Origin of the sequence: Halobaculum sp. MBLA0143 (assembly GCF_041361465.1) — an archaeon.
Classification (GTDB): domain Archaea; phylum Halobacteriota; class Halobacteria; order Halobacteriales; family Haloferacaceae; genus JAHENP01.
Window position 1 is genome coordinate 696,900 of record NZ_JBGKAC010000001.1, and the last position, 15,482, is coordinate 712,381.

17 protein-coding genes are annotated in these 15,482 nt (G+C 69.6%); 6 read left to right on the plus strand and 11 right to left on the minus strand.

Going from position 1 to position 15,482, the window contains the following annotated elements; translation table 11 throughout:
• Positions 1-27: 27 nt before the first annotated feature.
• Positions 28-1,173 carry a DUF6498-containing protein gene (locus RYH79_RS03635; RefSeq protein WP_370896333.1) on the plus strand — a complete coding sequence of 382 codons (1,146 nt, stop codon included), beginning with the start codon at positions 28-30 and terminating at the stop codon, positions 1,171-1,173.
• 338 nt (positions 1,174-1,511) lie between these two features.
• A complete protein-coding gene (mce, locus tag RYH79_RS03640) occupies positions 1,512-1,952 on the plus strand; it encodes a methylmalonyl-CoA epimerase (RefSeq protein WP_370896335.1) in 441 nt (146 codons plus the stop codon).
• On the opposite strand, the gene RYH79_RS03645 is transcribed toward mce, so the two are convergent.
• Together RYH79_RS03645 and RYH79_RS03650 are read right to left on the minus strand one after the other, a co-directional pair.
• The gene (locus tag RYH79_RS03645) at positions 1,949-2,383 is read right to left on the minus strand and encodes a type II toxin-antitoxin system VapC family toxin (RefSeq protein ID WP_370896337.1); all 435 of its coding nucleotides are present in this window, start codon (positions 2,381-2,383) and stop codon (positions 1,949-1,951) included. The genes mce and RYH79_RS03645 overlap by 4 nt on opposite strands.
• Positions 2,380-2,622 (minus strand): AbrB/MazE/SpoVT family DNA-binding domain-containing protein, encoded by a 243-nt coding sequence (locus RYH79_RS03650; protein WP_370896339.1) that lies wholly within the window; start codon positions 2,620-2,622, stop codon positions 2,380-2,382. Before RYH79_RS03650 ends, RYH79_RS03645 begins: the two co-directional genes overlap by 4 nt.
• An 85-nt stretch (positions 2,623-2,707) precedes the next feature.
• Here RYH79_RS03650 and RYH79_RS03655 point away from each other — a divergent pair, with 85 nt between their 5' ends.
• Positions 2,708-4,711, plus strand: coding sequence for a class I adenylate-forming enzyme family protein (locus RYH79_RS03655; RefSeq protein WP_370896341.1), 2,004 nt, complete (start codon positions 2,708-2,710; stop codon positions 4,709-4,711).
• A 30-nt stretch (positions 4,712-4,741) separates the two neighbouring features.
• Here RYH79_RS03655 and RYH79_RS03660 read toward each other — a convergent pair whose 3' ends face one another.
• From RYH79_RS03660 to RYH79_RS03695, 8 genes are all read right to left on the minus strand, one after another.
• Positions 4,742-5,386, minus strand: coding sequence for an adenylate kinase (locus RYH79_RS03660; protein ID WP_370896343.1), 645 nt, complete (start codon positions 5,384-5,386; stop codon positions 4,742-4,744).
• A 51-nt stretch (positions 5,387-5,437) separates the two neighbouring features.
• A complete protein-coding gene (locus RYH79_RS03665) occupies positions 5,438-6,301 on the minus strand; it encodes a CheF family chemotaxis protein (protein WP_370896345.1) in 864 nt (287 codons plus the stop codon).
• A 62-nt stretch (positions 6,302-6,363) separates the two neighbouring features.
• The gene (locus tag RYH79_RS03670) at positions 6,364-6,948 is read right to left on the minus strand and encodes a dolichol kinase (RefSeq protein ID WP_370896347.1); all 585 of its coding nucleotides are present in this window, start codon (positions 6,946-6,948) and stop codon (positions 6,364-6,366) included.
• Entirely contained in the window at positions 6,945-8,753 is a 1,809-nt protein-coding gene (gene glyS, locus RYH79_RS03675) for a glycine--tRNA ligase (RefSeq protein ID WP_370896349.1), read from the minus strand. The genes RYH79_RS03670 and glyS overlap by 4 nt, the downstream gene beginning before the upstream one ends.
• A complete protein-coding gene (locus tag RYH79_RS03680; protein ID WP_370896351.1) occupies positions 8,754-9,611 on the minus strand; it encodes a CBS domain-containing protein in 858 nt (285 codons plus the stop codon).
• A gap of 63 nt (positions 9,612-9,674) precedes the next feature.
• A complete protein-coding gene (locus RYH79_RS03685) occupies positions 9,675-10,103 on the minus strand; it encodes a hypothetical protein (protein WP_370896353.1) in 429 nt (142 codons plus the stop codon).
• The gene (locus RYH79_RS03690) at positions 10,100-10,450 is read right to left on the minus strand and encodes a hypothetical protein (protein ID WP_370896355.1); all 351 of its coding nucleotides are present in this window, start codon (positions 10,448-10,450) and stop codon (positions 10,100-10,102) included. Before RYH79_RS03690 ends, RYH79_RS03685 begins: the two co-directional genes overlap by 4 nt.
• Positions 10,447-10,797 carry a helix-turn-helix domain-containing protein gene (locus tag RYH79_RS03695; protein WP_370896357.1) on the minus strand — a complete coding sequence of 117 codons (351 nt, stop codon included), beginning with the start codon at positions 10,795-10,797 and terminating at the stop codon, positions 10,447-10,449. The genes RYH79_RS03690 and RYH79_RS03695 overlap by 4 nt, the downstream gene beginning before the upstream one ends.
• A gap of 127 nt (positions 10,798-10,924) precedes the next feature.
• Between RYH79_RS03695 and RYH79_RS03700 the strand changes: the two genes are divergently transcribed.
• From RYH79_RS03700 to RYH79_RS03710, 3 genes are all read left to right on the plus strand, one after another.
• Complete coding sequence (locus tag RYH79_RS03700; RefSeq protein ID WP_370896359.1) at positions 10,925-11,164, plus strand: hypothetical protein; 240 nt, start codon at positions 10,925-10,927, stop codon at positions 11,162-11,164.
• Between the two features lie 233 nt (positions 11,165-11,397).
• Positions 11,398-12,087, plus strand: coding sequence for a hypothetical protein (locus RYH79_RS03705; protein WP_370896361.1), 690 nt, complete (start codon positions 11,398-11,400; stop codon positions 12,085-12,087).
• A 111-nt stretch (positions 12,088-12,198) separates the two neighbouring features.
• Positions 12,199-13,815, plus strand: a complete 1,617-nt coding sequence (locus RYH79_RS03710; RefSeq protein WP_489753360.1) for an RtcB family protein — start codon at positions 12,199-12,201, stop codon at positions 13,813-13,815.
• A gap of 1 nt (position 13,816) precedes the next feature.
• Here RYH79_RS03710 and RYH79_RS03715 read toward each other — a convergent pair whose 3' ends face one another.
• Positions 13,817-15,367: a TrkH family potassium uptake protein gene (locus tag RYH79_RS03715; RefSeq protein ID WP_370896365.1), complete on the minus strand. Its 1,551-nt coding sequence runs from the start codon at positions 15,365-15,367 to the stop codon at positions 13,817-13,819.
• Positions 15,368-15,482 lie beyond the last annotated feature (115 nt).

The following is a 15,482-nucleotide window of genomic DNA, read 5'->3' on the forward strand; positions in this document are numbered from 1 at the left end:
TTCAGACCAGTCTGTGGACAGAGACCGGTGAGACGGTCCATCGACCGCGGTCGAGCTGTACGCGCTACACTGTCGAACGCCGTCCCTCTCTTCGGTGTCGCCGCGCTCGGCTGGCCCGCCGGCGTCCTCCTCGTCGTCTACTGGATCGAAGGCGGGGTGGCGTTACTCCGCGGGGCCCTCCAGGCGTCGTTCGCACGACAGGAGCCGGAGTACGGGGTCATCCCGGGTGCAGTGCCCGGGAAGGCGTTGGACGACAAACGCGGGGGTGTCTCCGTCGGCCCACTCCCGCCGATCTACCCACGGAACGCCCGAGCGGTGTTCGCTGCGGCCAGTGTCCTCCTGATCTTCTGGCCCGTCGGCGCCGGTGTGGTGGCGGCGGCGACCGTCGACACGACTGTTCCGGTCGGCCCCGTGTCGCTCGCGGTCGTCGGGGTCGTGTTCGGGCACGCGGTCGGGCTCGTGGAGTACCTCCGGAGCGAGCAGTACGCGAGCGTGTCGGTGCGGTCGGCACTGTTCGGTCGGTCCTCCGTGGGCGTGCTCGTGGTCGGTGTCGGCGTCGTCGGGCTCCTGTCGGCCGCCTCCGCGCCGTCGGCGGTGTTGCTCGTCGTCGTGTCGATCAAGTTCGTCGCCGACCTGTCGATCGGGGACCACGAGGAGACGAGCGACGACCCGACCGAGTGGGACGACGACTCCTCCGAGGTCGAGACGCCGGACGGTCCGCCGACCGCGACGTTCCGAGCCGACCGACGGAGTCTGCTCGCCCGCGCCGCCGGGTTCGGGCCGTTGTATCTGCTCGTCCCGCCGTACCTGTTCGGCGCGATCGGTGCCGTCGGTGTCGGGCTGCTCGCCGGTCTCGGGGCCGGACTCCTGGCGCTCGGAGCGGCGGTGGTCGTGACGGCCGTCGCCGTAGCGGTACGGACCGACGTGGAGGTCGGCCACCTGGAGTACCGGGTGTACCGCGACCGGATCGTCGCGTACGACACCTTACTCGACGCGTCACAGTGGGCACTGAAGCGCAGGACGATCGAAGACGCCACGGTCGCGTCGAGCGTGGTCGACTCGATCCGCCCGGGCACACGGACGGTCGTCGTCTCGACGTTCGGCGACGACCGGCGGCTCCGCGCGCTCGAACGACCAGAGGCGTTCGTCGAATCCGTCACTACGGATCGTTGAACTACGGGACTGTGGCGGTGCGAGGAGCCGTGGGTCGTCGAGATCACCCCGTCTGACGGCCCACGCACTCGCTGCGCTCCTCGCCCCGTTCGGTCGCTACGGCGTCGTGCCGGCGACCCGTGAGTCGCCCGCACGGCCGGCGAGACCGAAGTCTTCGCCGTGCTCGCGTCGTCGGACGACTCTGCCGCCCGACTGCAAGCGGAACCTCCGCCCGTTGCTTGCGCCGGCACGAGGCCGGCGCTGCGCGCGCCTCGCGGTGGCCCGGACGACACACCGACCGTTCAGTTCCGCTCTCGACACGACGAGCTATTTGCCCCACGAACGCGAACCGTCGCTCGATGCACCTCGATCACGTCGGCGTCGCAACGGACGACGCCGCCGAGCTCGCGGCACTGTTCGCGGACCTGTTCGACACGGAGATCGCACACGAAGAGCAGTTCGACGGGATGCACGTCGTGTTCTTGGACGTGGGCGGGGGGAGCGACGAGCCGACCGACGACGGAGCGACGGACGCCGAGGAGAGCGACGGTCCGTACCTCGAACTGCTCGAACCGAAGAGCGACGATGGTGCGGTCGCGCGGTTCCTCGACCGCGAGGGGCCGGGACTCCACCACGTCGCGCTCGCGGTCGACGACGTCGCCGACGCGCTGACGACGGCCGAGGGGATGGGCTTGGACACCGTCGACGACGAGCCGCGACCGGGCGCGTGGGGCCACGAAGTGGCGTTTCTCCACCCTGGCTCGACCGGGGGCGTGCTCGTAGAGTTCGTGGCGCACTAACGGCCGAATGGGTTCACCGGAGCGTTCAGACGGCTGACCCCGTCTGGAGCGTCGAAGTCGTCGTCAAACGAGTACAGGTACTCTCTGCCAGTTCGACGAGCGTACGCGACGAGCGTCGCGTCAGCCAACGACAGTCCGGCGTGCCGGCGAAACAGACGGCGTGCGTCAGCGAACTCTTCCCGAGCGGGGTAGTCGATCTCGAACCCTCGACTACGCTGGAGTGCGTCGAGTGTCTCCGTCGCTCTGCCCTGTGAGAATTTCCGGAGGAGAAAATCAAGCGTCTCCTTCAGGACGGGGGCGACAACGATCGCTCGGGGAAGTTCGCCGGTGTCGAGTGCTCGAACGATCTCCCGTCCAGCGGGGAAGTGCTGATCCTCCTCGACCCGACTCCCGACGAGCACGTTCGAGTCGACGAGCGCCTTCTGCGTCACTCTTCTTCGGGTTCGTCGACAGCCTCGACAGAGTCGAACGGCTCGCCGCCCGTCGACAGCGTCTCCAGTCCGGAGAACGATCCAGTCGTCTCGCGGACGATCTCGGCAGACACGGAGCCGTCGTCGCCGACGCGCCAGCGGACGGTGTCGCCCGGCCGCACGTCTGCCGACTCGCGGACAGTCTCGGGCACGGTGACGGTGCCGTCCTCGTCGGCTCGGCTCTCGTCTGTCCGGGTCACGTCCGGTCTTTCGCCGGCCTCGGTCGAGAAGAGTGGCCCGACCGCACCCGGAACCACTACGTCCGTCCGGACCCACCCACGGCGTATGCGCGACTGGCTGGCGCAGCGAGCGGCGTCGACGCCGGACGCAGAGGCGTTGGTCGCGGCCGCCACCGGCACGACCTGGACGTACGCGGAGCTGGACGAGGCCGTCGAGAAGATGGCCGGCAGCCTGGCGGCGTTGGGGCTGTCGACCGGCGACCGGCTCGGCGTGTTCCTCGACACCCGCGTGGAGTACGTCACCCTCGTCCACGCGGCCATGCGGCTGGGGCTCCGGCCGATTCCGGTCTCGGACCGGCTGACGGACGCCGAACTCGCCCCGCGGCTGGAGCGGGCGGACGTGACGGCGGTCCTCTGTGGCGCGGCGACGGAACAGCGCGCCGTCGAGGCGGCGACGACGGACGACGACGGGCTCGCGGTGCCGGTCGTCTCCCTGGACGAGCCGCAGTGGAAGCGTGTCACCCACCTCCGGGCGGTCGAGCAGACCGACTTCGAGCCACACGACTGGGACCGGTCGGAGCCGTTGTTGTCGTTGTTCACCTCCGGCTCCACGGGCGAGCCGAAGCTCGTCGTCCTCCGGGTCGGCAACGTGCTCTCGTCTGCCGTCACCTTGGGGTTCCGGCTGGGCGTCCACCCGGACGACCGCTACCTCCTCACGCTGTCGCCCCACCACACCGGCGGGATCATGCCGCTGTACCGCGCCGTCCTCGCGGGGACGAGCGTCGTGCTCCGGACGGAGTTCGACCCCGGCGCCGCCGCCGACGACCTCCGGACGTACGACGCAACCGGGGTGTCGCTCGTGCCGACGATGCTGGAACGGATGCTGGACGCTCGGGGGACGCTCGCCGACTCGCTGCGGGTGGTGTTGCTCGGCGGCGCGCCCGCCCCGGAGCGACTGATCGAGCGGTGTCGCGACTACTCCGTCCCGGTCCACCCCACCTACGGGATGACGGAGGCGGCCTCCGGCATCACCGTCGCCACGCCCCAGGAGGCGTTCGACCGCCCGAGCACCGTCGGCCGCCCGCTCGTCTGGACGGACGTGAGCGTCCGCGACGACGACGGGGAGGAGCTCCCGCCCGGCGAGGTGGGTGAGCTCGTCGTGGACGGCCCGTCCGTGACGACCGGCTACTACGACGACCCGACGGCGACGGGCGACGCCTTCGGCCCGCACGGCCTCCGCACCGGGGACGTGGGCTACCGCGACGAGGAGGGGTACGTGTACGTCCTCAACCGGAAGGACGACCGGATCGTCACCGGCGGGGAGAACGTCGACCCCGGGGAGGTGTTGGACGTGTTGGGCGACCACCCACACGTCACGGCCGCGTCTGTCGTCGGCGTCCCGGACGACGAGTGGGGCGAACGGGTCGCGGCGTTGGTCGTTCGCTCCGAGCCGTCGATGACCGCGGGCGACCTGGAGACGTTCGCTCGCGAACGGCTCGCCGGGTTCAAGATTCCGAAGACGATCCGGTTCACGGACGCACTCCCGCGGACGGACTCCGGCTCCGTCCGCCGACCGGAGGTCCGGGAGCGGCTCGCGGCCGCCGCCGAGTCGACCATCGGCGACGCAGACACGACGAGCGGCGGGGACGACGACGGTGTGACCACAGACACGACGAGCGACGACGACAGTGCGACTGCCGACAGCGGCGACGACACCCCAGACGGCCGAGCGACCGACGGGGATTCCGGTGGCGACAACCACACCGACGACGCCCCCGCGAACGACACTCCCGACGACGGGTCTGGCACTACCGTCGCCGAGAGCGACGATACGGACGACGACACCACCACCGGCGACACGGACAGCGACACCGTCGGCGACACGGACGACGACACTACCACCGGCGCGGACGACACCACCGCCGGCGCGGACGACACCACCACCGGCGCGGACGACACCACCACCGGCGCGGACGACACCACCACCGGCGCGGACGACACCACCGCCGGCGACACGGACGACCCGGCGGCGTTGGTCGACGGGGACAACGACGACGATCCGACGGATCTCGGGATCGGGGAGAGCGCCGACGCCGACGACGGGGCGTGAGGCGTCGCCGAGAACTGGACCGCGGCGAGTCTACGACTCGATCAGGTCGGTGAGCCGGTCGAACACGTCGTCCGGCGACCCCTCGCCGGACACCTCGGCGAGCGCGCCCGTCTCGCGGTAGTGGTCGACGACCGGCGCGGTCTCCTCCTCGTACACGCGGAGCCGTTCGCGGACGGTCTCTTCGGTGTCGTCCTCGCGCTGGACGATCTCGCCGCCACACTCGTCACACACGCCCGCCTCCGCCGGCGGGTCGAAGTCGACGTGGTACGTCGCCCCGCAGTCGTCACACACCCGACGACCGGTGAGCCGGTCGACGAGGACGGACTCCGGTACGTCTAAGAACACGACGTGGTCCAACGCCGTCTGCTCGGAGAGGTACTCCGCCTGGTCGAGGTTGCGGGGGTAGCCGTCGAGCACGAACCCCTCGGCGCCAGAGAGCGCCGTCACGACGATCTCGTTGACGACCGTGTCCGGCACGAGTTCGCCGGCGTCCATGAACCCACCGGGGGTGTCGTACGCCACGTCCAGCTCGGAGATGTCCATCTCCTTGTTGTTCCGGAGGGCGTCGCCGGTCGTGATCACGTCGAGTCCGTACTCGGCAGCGAGTCGCTTCCCTTGGGTGCCCTTGCCCGCGCCGGGCGGGCCGAGCAACAACACGCGGTGGTCGTCTGTCACGTCTGTCCGGACTGCGGCCAGCGTAAAGTGTCTGCGGAAATCGGCGCGACGCTACGTGTTGACCTGTTCCAGCCGATTGCCGGCGACCACCTTCCCCTTCATCGTCAGGGTGGTCTCCTCCTGGGTGTCGGCGATGAGCCCCTTCTCGCGGAGCCCGCGCAACACCATGGTGAGCCGCTGGGGGTTGAACTCCACCACCTTCGACAGCGACACGCCGGGAGCGGTGTACAGCGCGACCAGGATCTCCTCTTCTTCGTCCGTGATCGTCGTCTCCTCCAGCTCCTCGGCCACGTCGGAGTACCGCATCCGGACGTACCGTCCGAGGAGGTTCGTCTTCCGGGAGGACTCGATTCCGGCTTCCGTCGTCACCGCCTCGCCGTCCGCCAGGTGCCGGAAGTTGACCACCGGGTGTCGACCGTAGCCGAGGTCTCGCTCCGAGCGATCCACCCCGATCACGTCGTCCAGGTCGATCTGGATCACGCCGTCGCTCCGCTTGAACCCGATCTTCTCCCACTTCAGGGCGAGCTTGGACTTCACCGCGTCCACGTCCGTCACGCGGCCGCCCTTCCGGGCGGGGTGGCGAACGAGCGTCGGCGTCCCGTTGAGCAACACCTTGAACAACACCGTAGAGAACCGCTCGATGTGTTTGTCCTCCCCCTCGATGGCGACGACGCGCCGCGCGTCCCCGTCGCGGTAGGCGACGGTGACGGTGTCGTTGAAGTACGTCCGAAGCTCGTCCGGCACGTCACCGACCTTCACGTCGAAGATCTCCGAGAGAGGGATGTTCTCGCGCACGTCGTCGGAGGCGACGACCAACTGTGACTTCCCCAGGATGATACGCCCCTTGGGCGGCTCCCCAGCCACCTGGTGGCTGTAGAACCAGCCGGGAAAATCAGCGACGACCGACTCGCTCATACCACACAGTTCGTGTCCCGCGACTTACCGGTTTCGGGTGTCCTCACCACGCGCCGGGGGTGTCAGGCGGCCTGCGCCAACAGCCACATCGCACCCCCGGCGCTCGGCGGGATGGAGAAGTTGTCGTCGACGACGTAGCCGGCGACGACCGGCTTCACCCCGTCCGCGAACGTCGCGCCCGCGGCGCCGGCGGCGGCGACGGCGGCCCCCGGCAGTTGGCCGAGTGCCCCGACCGCGAACGGCAGCGCCAGGGCGAAACACACCAGGAACATGACCGCCAGCACACCCGCCTCCTTGGCGGCCGTCGCGTCGGCCGACCCGAGCACGCCGGAGATGGGATCACCGACGGACAGCATCAACACCGCCGGCACGCCGATCCACGCCGGGAACAACGTCGCCGCCAGCGTCCCCCCGACGAAGAACAACGCGTACCCCGCGACGTTGTCCGTCTCGTACTCCCGGGTGAGCTCGTCGTAGATCCGGTGTTGGTAGCCGACGACCAACCGGACGAACTCCAGGACCGCCACGACGGCGAGGGCCCCCGCCAGCGCCAGCCGGAACTGAGCGTACGTCACCAGCCCGACGACGTACGCGCCGGGGAACGCCGTCCCGGCGAGGTGGACGGCCCGGCGACGCAGCTCGCTCACGGCTCCGTCGTCCCGGCCGCGACCACCTCGTAGCGGTCCCGCAGCGCTGCGAACGTCGTCTCCCCGTCGACTAACGCCTCGATCTCGTCTGGCACGTCCGTCGTCGGCACCCGCACCTGTGCGGCGGTGTCCCGTTCCCGCACCGTCACCGTGTCCGGCCCGTCGGACTCGATCCCGTCGCGGTCGACGGTGACACAGAACGGCGTCCCCACCTCGTCTTGCCGGCGGTAGCGCCGACCGATAGAGCCGGAGTCGTCTTCCGTCACGGCCAGCCCTCGCTCGCGCAGCCGCCGGGCCAGCGCCGTCGACCCCTCGACGAGCTGGTCGTCGTTCGACACCAACGGGAACACCGCGGCGGTCGTCGGCGCCACCGCCGGGTCCAGCGCCAGGAACGTCCGGGTCTCCCCGTCGACGACGTCCTCGCGGTAGGCGTGGTCGACGAGCGTCAACACCGTCCGGTCGACGCCGAAGGAGGGCTCGATCACGTGCGGGGTGACGTGCTCGCCCGACTCCGTCACGGTCTCCGTGCCGAAGTTGGCCGTCTCCGTGTCGACGGTGTGTGCCGTCCCGTCGACCGTGACGGTGACCGTCTCAGCGTCGAACGCGTCCGGATCGCGCTCGGCCAGGGTCTCCAGCGCGTCGGCCACGCTCCCGGCGTCGGCGCCGAACTTCGGCCCGAGCACGGACATGTCCGGGTCGACGGTCGTCCGCTCGACCGTCTGCGGCTCGTCGTACTCCCGGAACACCGTGTAGCGGTCGTCGGAGTGGTCGGCGTGTTTCGAGAGGTCGTAGTCGCCGCGGTCGGCGAACCCGGCGATCTCCACCCAGTCGCCGCCCTCGCCGTCCGGCCCTACGCCCAGCAGCGCCTCCGCGTCCCAGCAGTCGGAGGCGTAGTGTGCGAGCTCCCCGCTGTTGTGCTGACGGAAGCGGAGCCGGTCGGGGTCGACGCCGACCTGGTCGTACCACCGTCGGGCGACCCCGAGGTAGTAGGCGACCCACTCGGAGGCGACGACCCCCTCCGCGACCGCCTCCGGCGGCGTCAGCTCCCGGATGCCCTCGCCGGCCTCCTGTGCGGCCGCCGAGTACAGCGGGAGCGACACGTCCGCGACCGGCTCCAACGACGGGCCGTCGTCGTCCGGGTGGACGAACTGCTCCAGCTCGGCCATCGTGAACTCCCGGAGCCGGCGGAGCCCACCCCGGGGGCTGATCTCGTTGCGGTAGCCCGGGCCGATCTGTGTCACGCCGAACGGGAGGCTGTTGCGGGCGTACTGCTTCAGCCGGGGGAACTCCACGAAGATCCCCTGAGCCGTCTCCGGCCGGAGGAAGCCGGCGTCGCCCGACCCCGGACCGATCTCCGTCTCGAACATGAGGTTGAACTCCTCGACGGACTGGCCCGCGAGCGGCGTCGCACACGCCGGACAGCCGATCTCGTGGTCGGCGATCAGTGTCTCGACCTCGTCGGTCGGCAGCGACTCCGCCTCCTCGATCGCTGTCGCGTCCTCGATCAGGTGGTCCGCGCGGTGGGCCCCGTCACACTCCGGACACCGGACGAGCATGTCGTCGAAGCCGTCGAGGTGGCCGGAGGCCTCGAACACCGACTCCGGCATCACCGTCGGCGCCTCGATCTCCTGGTTCCCCTCCCGGACGGTGAACCGGTCGCGCCAGGCCGTCTCGACGTTGTCCTTCAGACTCGCCCCGCGTGGGCCGTACGTCTGGAGGCCGGCGACGCCGCCGTAGGCGTCGACGGACCCGAAGAAGAACCCGCGGCGCTTCGCCAGCTCCGCGAGGGTGTCGCCGTCGGCCATCTACACCGCCTCCAGGACGTGAACGTCTCTGAGGATCCCGGCCAGGTCGCCGCCGTCCACGAGCGGGAACTGTTCGACGTCGTTGCGGACCATCGTCTGTGCGGCCTCCGTCACCGTCTGGCCCCCGTAGACGGTCAACACGTCCTCCGTCATCACCCGCGACACCGGGTCCGAGGGGAGTTCCACGTCCCGGGTCGGGAGGTAACGGCTCCCGACCGCCTTCACGCTCTCCCACTTCCAGTCGTCGTCCTGATCGGCGATGGACTCGCCGGTCTCTTCTTCGCCTTCGACGATCCGAGCGACCTCCAACAGGTCCACCTCGGTCAGCATCCCGGCGATCTCGCAGTCGTCGTCGAGACAGACGCCGTACGGCACGTCGGCGTAGGTGAGCTGGCGCTCGGCGACCGTCAGCGGCGTCTCCGTGTGTACTGTGACGACCGTGTCGCCGGCCACCTCGCCACACGTCGCGTCGGCCGCCACGTCGCCGTGGGCGATGGCGTGGATCACGTCCGTCACGGTGACGATTCCGACCAGATCCGTCTCGTCGTCGTCGGCGACGACCGGCACCCGGCGGGCCCCCTCCTCGACGGCGAGCCGGGCGACCGCCCGCACGTTCGCGTCCGGCGTGACCGTCGGCACCTCCCGCATCAGGAGCGCGAGTTGGTCTTCCGTCGGATTTGCGATCAGGTCCTCTCTGGAGACGAGTCCGCGGAACTCCTCGCCGTCGTCCGTCGGCTTGACGACGGGCACAGACGAGAACCGGTTGTCCTGGAGGTACTCCAGCGCGTCCTTTCGACCGCCGGGCAACGGGACCGTCACCAGGTCCGCCCGCGGCGTCATCGCGTCGGCTACGTCCATACCCCTCCGTACCGACCGGTACCCCTTGTATACTGCGAAGCCACGGGCGGCCGTGCCGGGTGACTACTCCAACAACGCGTAGAAGACGGCGACCAGGCCGACGATGTCTAACAGCTCCGCGACCCCGGCGATCACCACACCCAGCGGCACCCCCAGCCCCAGGTCCAGCCCGCCCAGCAACGGCGACACGAGCCCGAAGATGGACTGGAGCGTCAACACGGTCAGTGACAACACCGCCCGCCCGGTCGTCAGGAGGAACAGCCCGCCGCCGAACAGGAGTGTCGACCGCTCCCCGTCCCTGCCGTACGCTTGGAGCGTGTGGTAGGCGACGACCAAGCCGACGACCGCCAACACGACGTTGGCGAGCGCGACCGGCGCCCGTGCGTTCGGCCCCAGTCCGGCGCCGGCCTGGAGCGCGACCGCGCCGGCGGCGAGCCCACCCCGGGCCGCGTAGCTGTGCCCGTCGTCCCTGTCGACCGTGTCGTCTGTCATGGTCCCGAGCCTCCGCGGTCGTAGATCGCCCGCAACACGAGCAACGCTCCGACGATCCGCCAGCCGGTGCTCGCAATCGACGTGACGCCGACACCGACCCCCAACCCCGTGGCCAGGATGATCCGCGTCACCTTCGAGAGGAAGACGATACACAACACTCCGAGTCCGAACAAGAGCAGCGTCCGTTGGCCCCCGCGGCGGTAGCCCCGCAGGACGCGAAAGCCGACGAACAACGACAGCGCCAGCGAGACGAGAAACGCCGCCGCCAGCGCGTACAGGAACGCCCGCTGGGCGATCGTCCCGCCGGACTGGAGCAGTGCTGTCGTGGTGTAGAGTGTGTCTGTCATTTGAGCTGATCCAGCAGGTCGCTGAGGCGGTCGGCCGGGTCCGTCCTGCGTTCGACCTGGACCTCGAACTGGCCCTCCTCCAGCCGCACGGTCAACCCCTCGAACGAGGCGGCGAACGTCTCGTAGTGGTGGCCGTCCGGGTCCAGCTCCTGGTACGACTCCAGGAGGTCCTGTTCGCGCAGACTGTCGATCCGTCTGTAGGCGGTCGCCTTCGAGGTGCCGCACCGCTCGGCGAGGGTCGCTGCCGACAGTCGCTCCAGACTCGTCTCCCGGAGAATCTCCCGGGCGTACTCGTCTTCCAAGAGCCCGGCGACGGTCTCCAGTTCCTCGTCCGCCTCCTCCGCCATCGTCACGCTTCTTCGACTCCCGATATATAAAACGGGGGAGGATCACTCTGTGAGAGAGTGTGCCCCGCCGACGAACAACTTCCGTATCTCCAGTAGTTACTTCAGTTAGATCCGAAACGAGACGACAGTGAGTGAAGCGACACTGACCCCAGACGACCTCGGGACGCTCGTCCCGTCGTTGCTCGTCGTCGTCGGACGGTTCACCAACACCGTCCGCGACGAGACGGGCAATCCGGCGGACGTGGTCGGCAGCCGACCGTTGCTCACGCCGTCGTCGCTGCTGTCCGGCGGAGCGGTGACGCCGGCGACGAGACAGACGGGGACGAAACGGAGGACTCCTGACCGCTCTCTCGTCTCGGCCGACTGAACGTCGTCCACGCGACGAACGTCCCGATGCTCGGGGTGCCCGGGACCGACGACGACGGGGACGGCGACGACAGCGACACGGACCTGCCGGACCCGTCTCTGTCGTACGCCGAGCCGTGAGACGACGCTCGTGCCCCCCTCGCGCCCTCCTCGCGCCCTCCTCGCGCCCTCCTCGCGTGATCCGAGTCACAGACAGACGACAGAGATATACCCAACCCCGCAGACGGGCGGAGTGTGTCACAGTCCGGACTCGACTCGTCTGGGGGTGCGGTCGTGGCGCTGTTGTTGCTGGTGATCGTAGTGTTGCTGTCGCGGACCGCGAGTGCAGACGGCGACGACCCACTGTCGTTCACGGACCCAGAGACGTTGTTCGAGAGTGACGGCCCGGACTGGTGGCCCAGCCTGACGGGGTTCGCGTCGCTCCACTTCGGCAACCTGTGGCTGCTCACCGCCGCGTTCGCGCTCCTGGCAGTCACGGAGGGTCGGGTGGTGCGGCTCACCCTCTCGACGGTCGTCGGGCTCGTCGGGCTCGCCGTCCCGGCGCTGGAGCTCGGCCTGTACGGGACGATCAGACGGACGAACGTCCCGCCGTTGTCGCTCGCGGCCAACGCCGTCACCGTCGTCTCGCTGTCCGTGTCGGTCTGGCACCCCACGTACGGGTTCGTCGAGCCGCTGTGGCTCGTCGCGGGCGGCGCGTCCTGGGAGGCCGTCGTGTCGCTCGGTGCCGTTCGGTGGCTTCCGCGGCTGGGTACACTCGCCGGTGTCGTCGGGTCCGCGGTCGTCACCCTCACCCTGATCGAGTGGGAGCTGGCGGCGACCGTCGGCCGTCTCCACGGGACGCTCGCCGCGCACTCCGAGACGGGGCACGACGGGGAAGGCTGGCTCCACAGACAGTGGCGACGACACGTTCTCTCGAACGAGTGACCACGCCACTCGCTCACACGGCTCGCGGCGACCGTAGCTTGAATACGCCCGGAGCGCCGAGTCTCGGGTGTGCCAATCGAGATCGAGGGGGACGCGACCACCGCCCGCGTGATGGTCGACGACGAGTCGCTGGTCGAGGACAACGCCCTCGAACAGGTGCGGACGCTCGCGGACCACCCGGCGTTCACGGAGCCGATCCGGGTGATGCCGGACACCCACTGGGGGGCCGGTGCGCCCGTCGGGTTCACGATGCCGTTGCCGGACGCGGTCGTGCCGAACGTCGTCGGCGTCGACGTCGGCTGCGGGATGGCGGCGACGAACCTCGGGAGCGAACTGCCGCTGGACGACGCGACCCGCGAGCGACGCGTCCGCGAGGCGGTGCCGATGGGGCGGGCGGTCCACGACTACGACGACGCCGTCCACCTCGTCGACGAGTTCCCGTTCGAGCGAGCCAACGAGGCGTTCGAGCAGTTCGCGGCCCGTTACCGCGACCGATTCGACCGCGAGATCGACCCGGTCGGGTTCGACTTCGACGGCTACGACGGTGAGTACTTCCAGTCGTTGTGTGACCGGGTGCTCGCCGGGCGGTCGAGCGGCACGAGCCACGTGATCCAGTCTGCCGGGACGCTCGGCGGCGGCAACCACTTCCTGGAGTTCGCCCGCGGGCGGGAGTCGGGCGACCACTGGCTCGTCGTCCACAGCGGCTCGCGGTACCTCGGCCTGGCCGTCGCGGAGTACTGGCAGGAACGCGCCACTCGGTACCGCCGGGCCGACGAGATCCGGGAGTCGGTCCCGGAGGAGTACGAACGGTTCCTGAAGTTCGACCTAGAGACCGTCTCCGACGGCGACCTCTTCGAGTGGGTCACCGGCGGCAAAGGCGAGTCGCACATCCGGAAGGAACGCCTGCGGACGGAGTTGGACGGGAGAGCCATCGAACGCGCCTTCGAGACGCTGGGCTCGCTCGCGCCGACGGGTGACGACGCGGACGACACGGACGGCGACGACGCAGACGACACGGACGGCGACGACGCAGACGACACGGACGGTGACGACGCAGACGACACGGACGGCAACGACGCAGACGGCACGGACGGTGACGACGCAGACGACACGGACGGCAACGACGCAGACGGCACGGACGGTGACGACGCAGACGACACGGACGGCGACGACGCAGACGACACGGACGCGTTCGGCGACGACCTCGCGGCGTTGTACGGCCGCGAGGCGCACGGCTACTACGTCGACATGCTGTTCGCCCAACAGTACGCCCGGTGGAACCGGTCGCTGATCTCCGAGGCCGTCTGTACGGTGCTGGGGGTCGAGCCGGTCGAGAGCTTCCAGAGCGTCCACAACTACGTCGACTTCGCGGATCTGACGATCCGGAAGGGCGCGACGCCCGCCCGGGAGGGCCAGCGGCTCGTGATCCCGTTCGACATGTCCGAGGGGTCGGTGATCGCCCGCGGCCGGGGCAACGAGGCGTACAACGAGACGGCGCCCCACGGCGCCGGCCGGCGGATGGGCCGGCGGGAGGCACACGAGACGCTGTCCGTCGACGAGTTCGAGACGGCGATGGAGGGGGTGTACTCCGAGTCCGTCGGCGACGAGACGTTAGACGAGGCACCGATGGCGTACAAGCCCGCGGCGGCGATTCGGGCGGCGTTGACGCCGACCGCCGAGGTGGTCGAACGGCTCGACCCGGTTCACAACCTCAAAGCGACGGAGTGAGCTACGACCGCCAGTAGGCGTCCGTCAGGAGGACGAGCACCGGGATGATCTCCAGCCGGCCGATCCACATGAGAAACACCATCAGCAGCTTCGACGTGGCCGGGAGGGCGAGGTAGCTCCCGAACGGCCCGAGGCTGCCCAGCGCCGGCCCGACGTTTCCCAGCGTCGCCGCGACGCCGGCGGCCCCCTCCGCGACGGTGAGCGCGACGCCGATTCGGTTGGCGTCCACGATCACGACGACGGTCGCAGCCAGGAAGATCACGAAGTACGTCAGTGTGAACCCGGTGATCCCCCGGATCGCCCGTTCGTCGATGACCGTGCCGCCCAGCCGAACCGGCTGGACGGCGTCCGGGTGGATGGTCGTGAACAGCTCCCGACGGACGAGCTTGGCGACGACGAGCCACCGGACGATCTTCACGGCGCCGCCGGTGGAGCCGCCGGAGCCGCCGACGAACATCGCCGCCAGCAGGAGGAACTGACCGCCGGTGTCCCACTCGACGAAGTCGCTGGTCGCGTACCCGGTCGTCGTGACGATCGAGGCGATCTGGAACGCCGCCTGCCGGAGGGAGTTCTCCACGACGCCGGTGGTGGCACCGCCCAACTCCAGCGCCGGCGCCGTCCCGGTGAACAGGAGTCCCGCCAACACCGCCGTCAGGACGGCGACGATTCCGAGGTAGCCCCGGAACTCCGCGTCCTCGAACAGGGTCCGTGGGTCGCCGCTGACGACGTGCCAGAACAACGCGAAGTTCGTCCCGGCGACGACCATGAACGGGATCACGACCCACTGGACGACCGCCGAGAACGCGGCGATACTGTCTGCCTCCGGGGAGAACCCGCCCGTCGGCAGCGTCGTCAGCCCGTGGGCGACGGCGTTGTACAGCCCCATGTTCGGCGCGAGCCCGACCTGGTGGAGTCCGTACAGCAGTCCGATCTCCAGGAGCGTGAACCCCAGGTAGAACAGCCACAGCGCACGGGCGGTCTCGGCGATCCGCGGCGTGAGCTTCTCGATCCCGACGCCCGGCGCCTCCGCGTCGACGAGTTGGGCACCGCCGACGGACAGCTCCGGCAGGATGGCGACCGCCAACACGACGATTCCCATCCCGCCGAGCCACTGGGTGAGCTGACGCCACAGCATGATCGCGTGGGAGTGACGCTCCAACGAGATGGCACCCAACACCGTCGCCCCGGTCGTCGTGAAGCCGCTCATCGACTCGAACAGGGCGTTGACGGGGTTCGCAAGCGTCGACGCCGGCGACGTGGGGGCGACCAGCCCGGGAATCCCGTGGGCGGCCAGGAGATACGGGAGCGTCCCGACCACGGACACCGCCAGCCAGGTCGTGGCGACGATCAGGAACCCCTCTCGGTTGCCGATCTCCGGCTCGTCGTCCGCCAGCGACAGCACCGTCCCGAGGGTCACGGTGGCGAGCGCGGCGACGACGAACGTGACTCTGTCCTCGCCGTAGACGGCCGCGACGGCCAACGGGACGAGCAGGGTCCCGGAGAGGTACTGGAGCACGGTCCCGACGACCGCGATCGAGGCCCGCCAATCCACCCTGAGCCGAGACCCCGACCCACTGCCTCCGCCGATTCGGTTCACGCTTCGGCCCCCAGTGCCATCGTCTATCCGGTGACACTGCCAGCCGTGGCGTAAATGCGTCGTTGTCGAC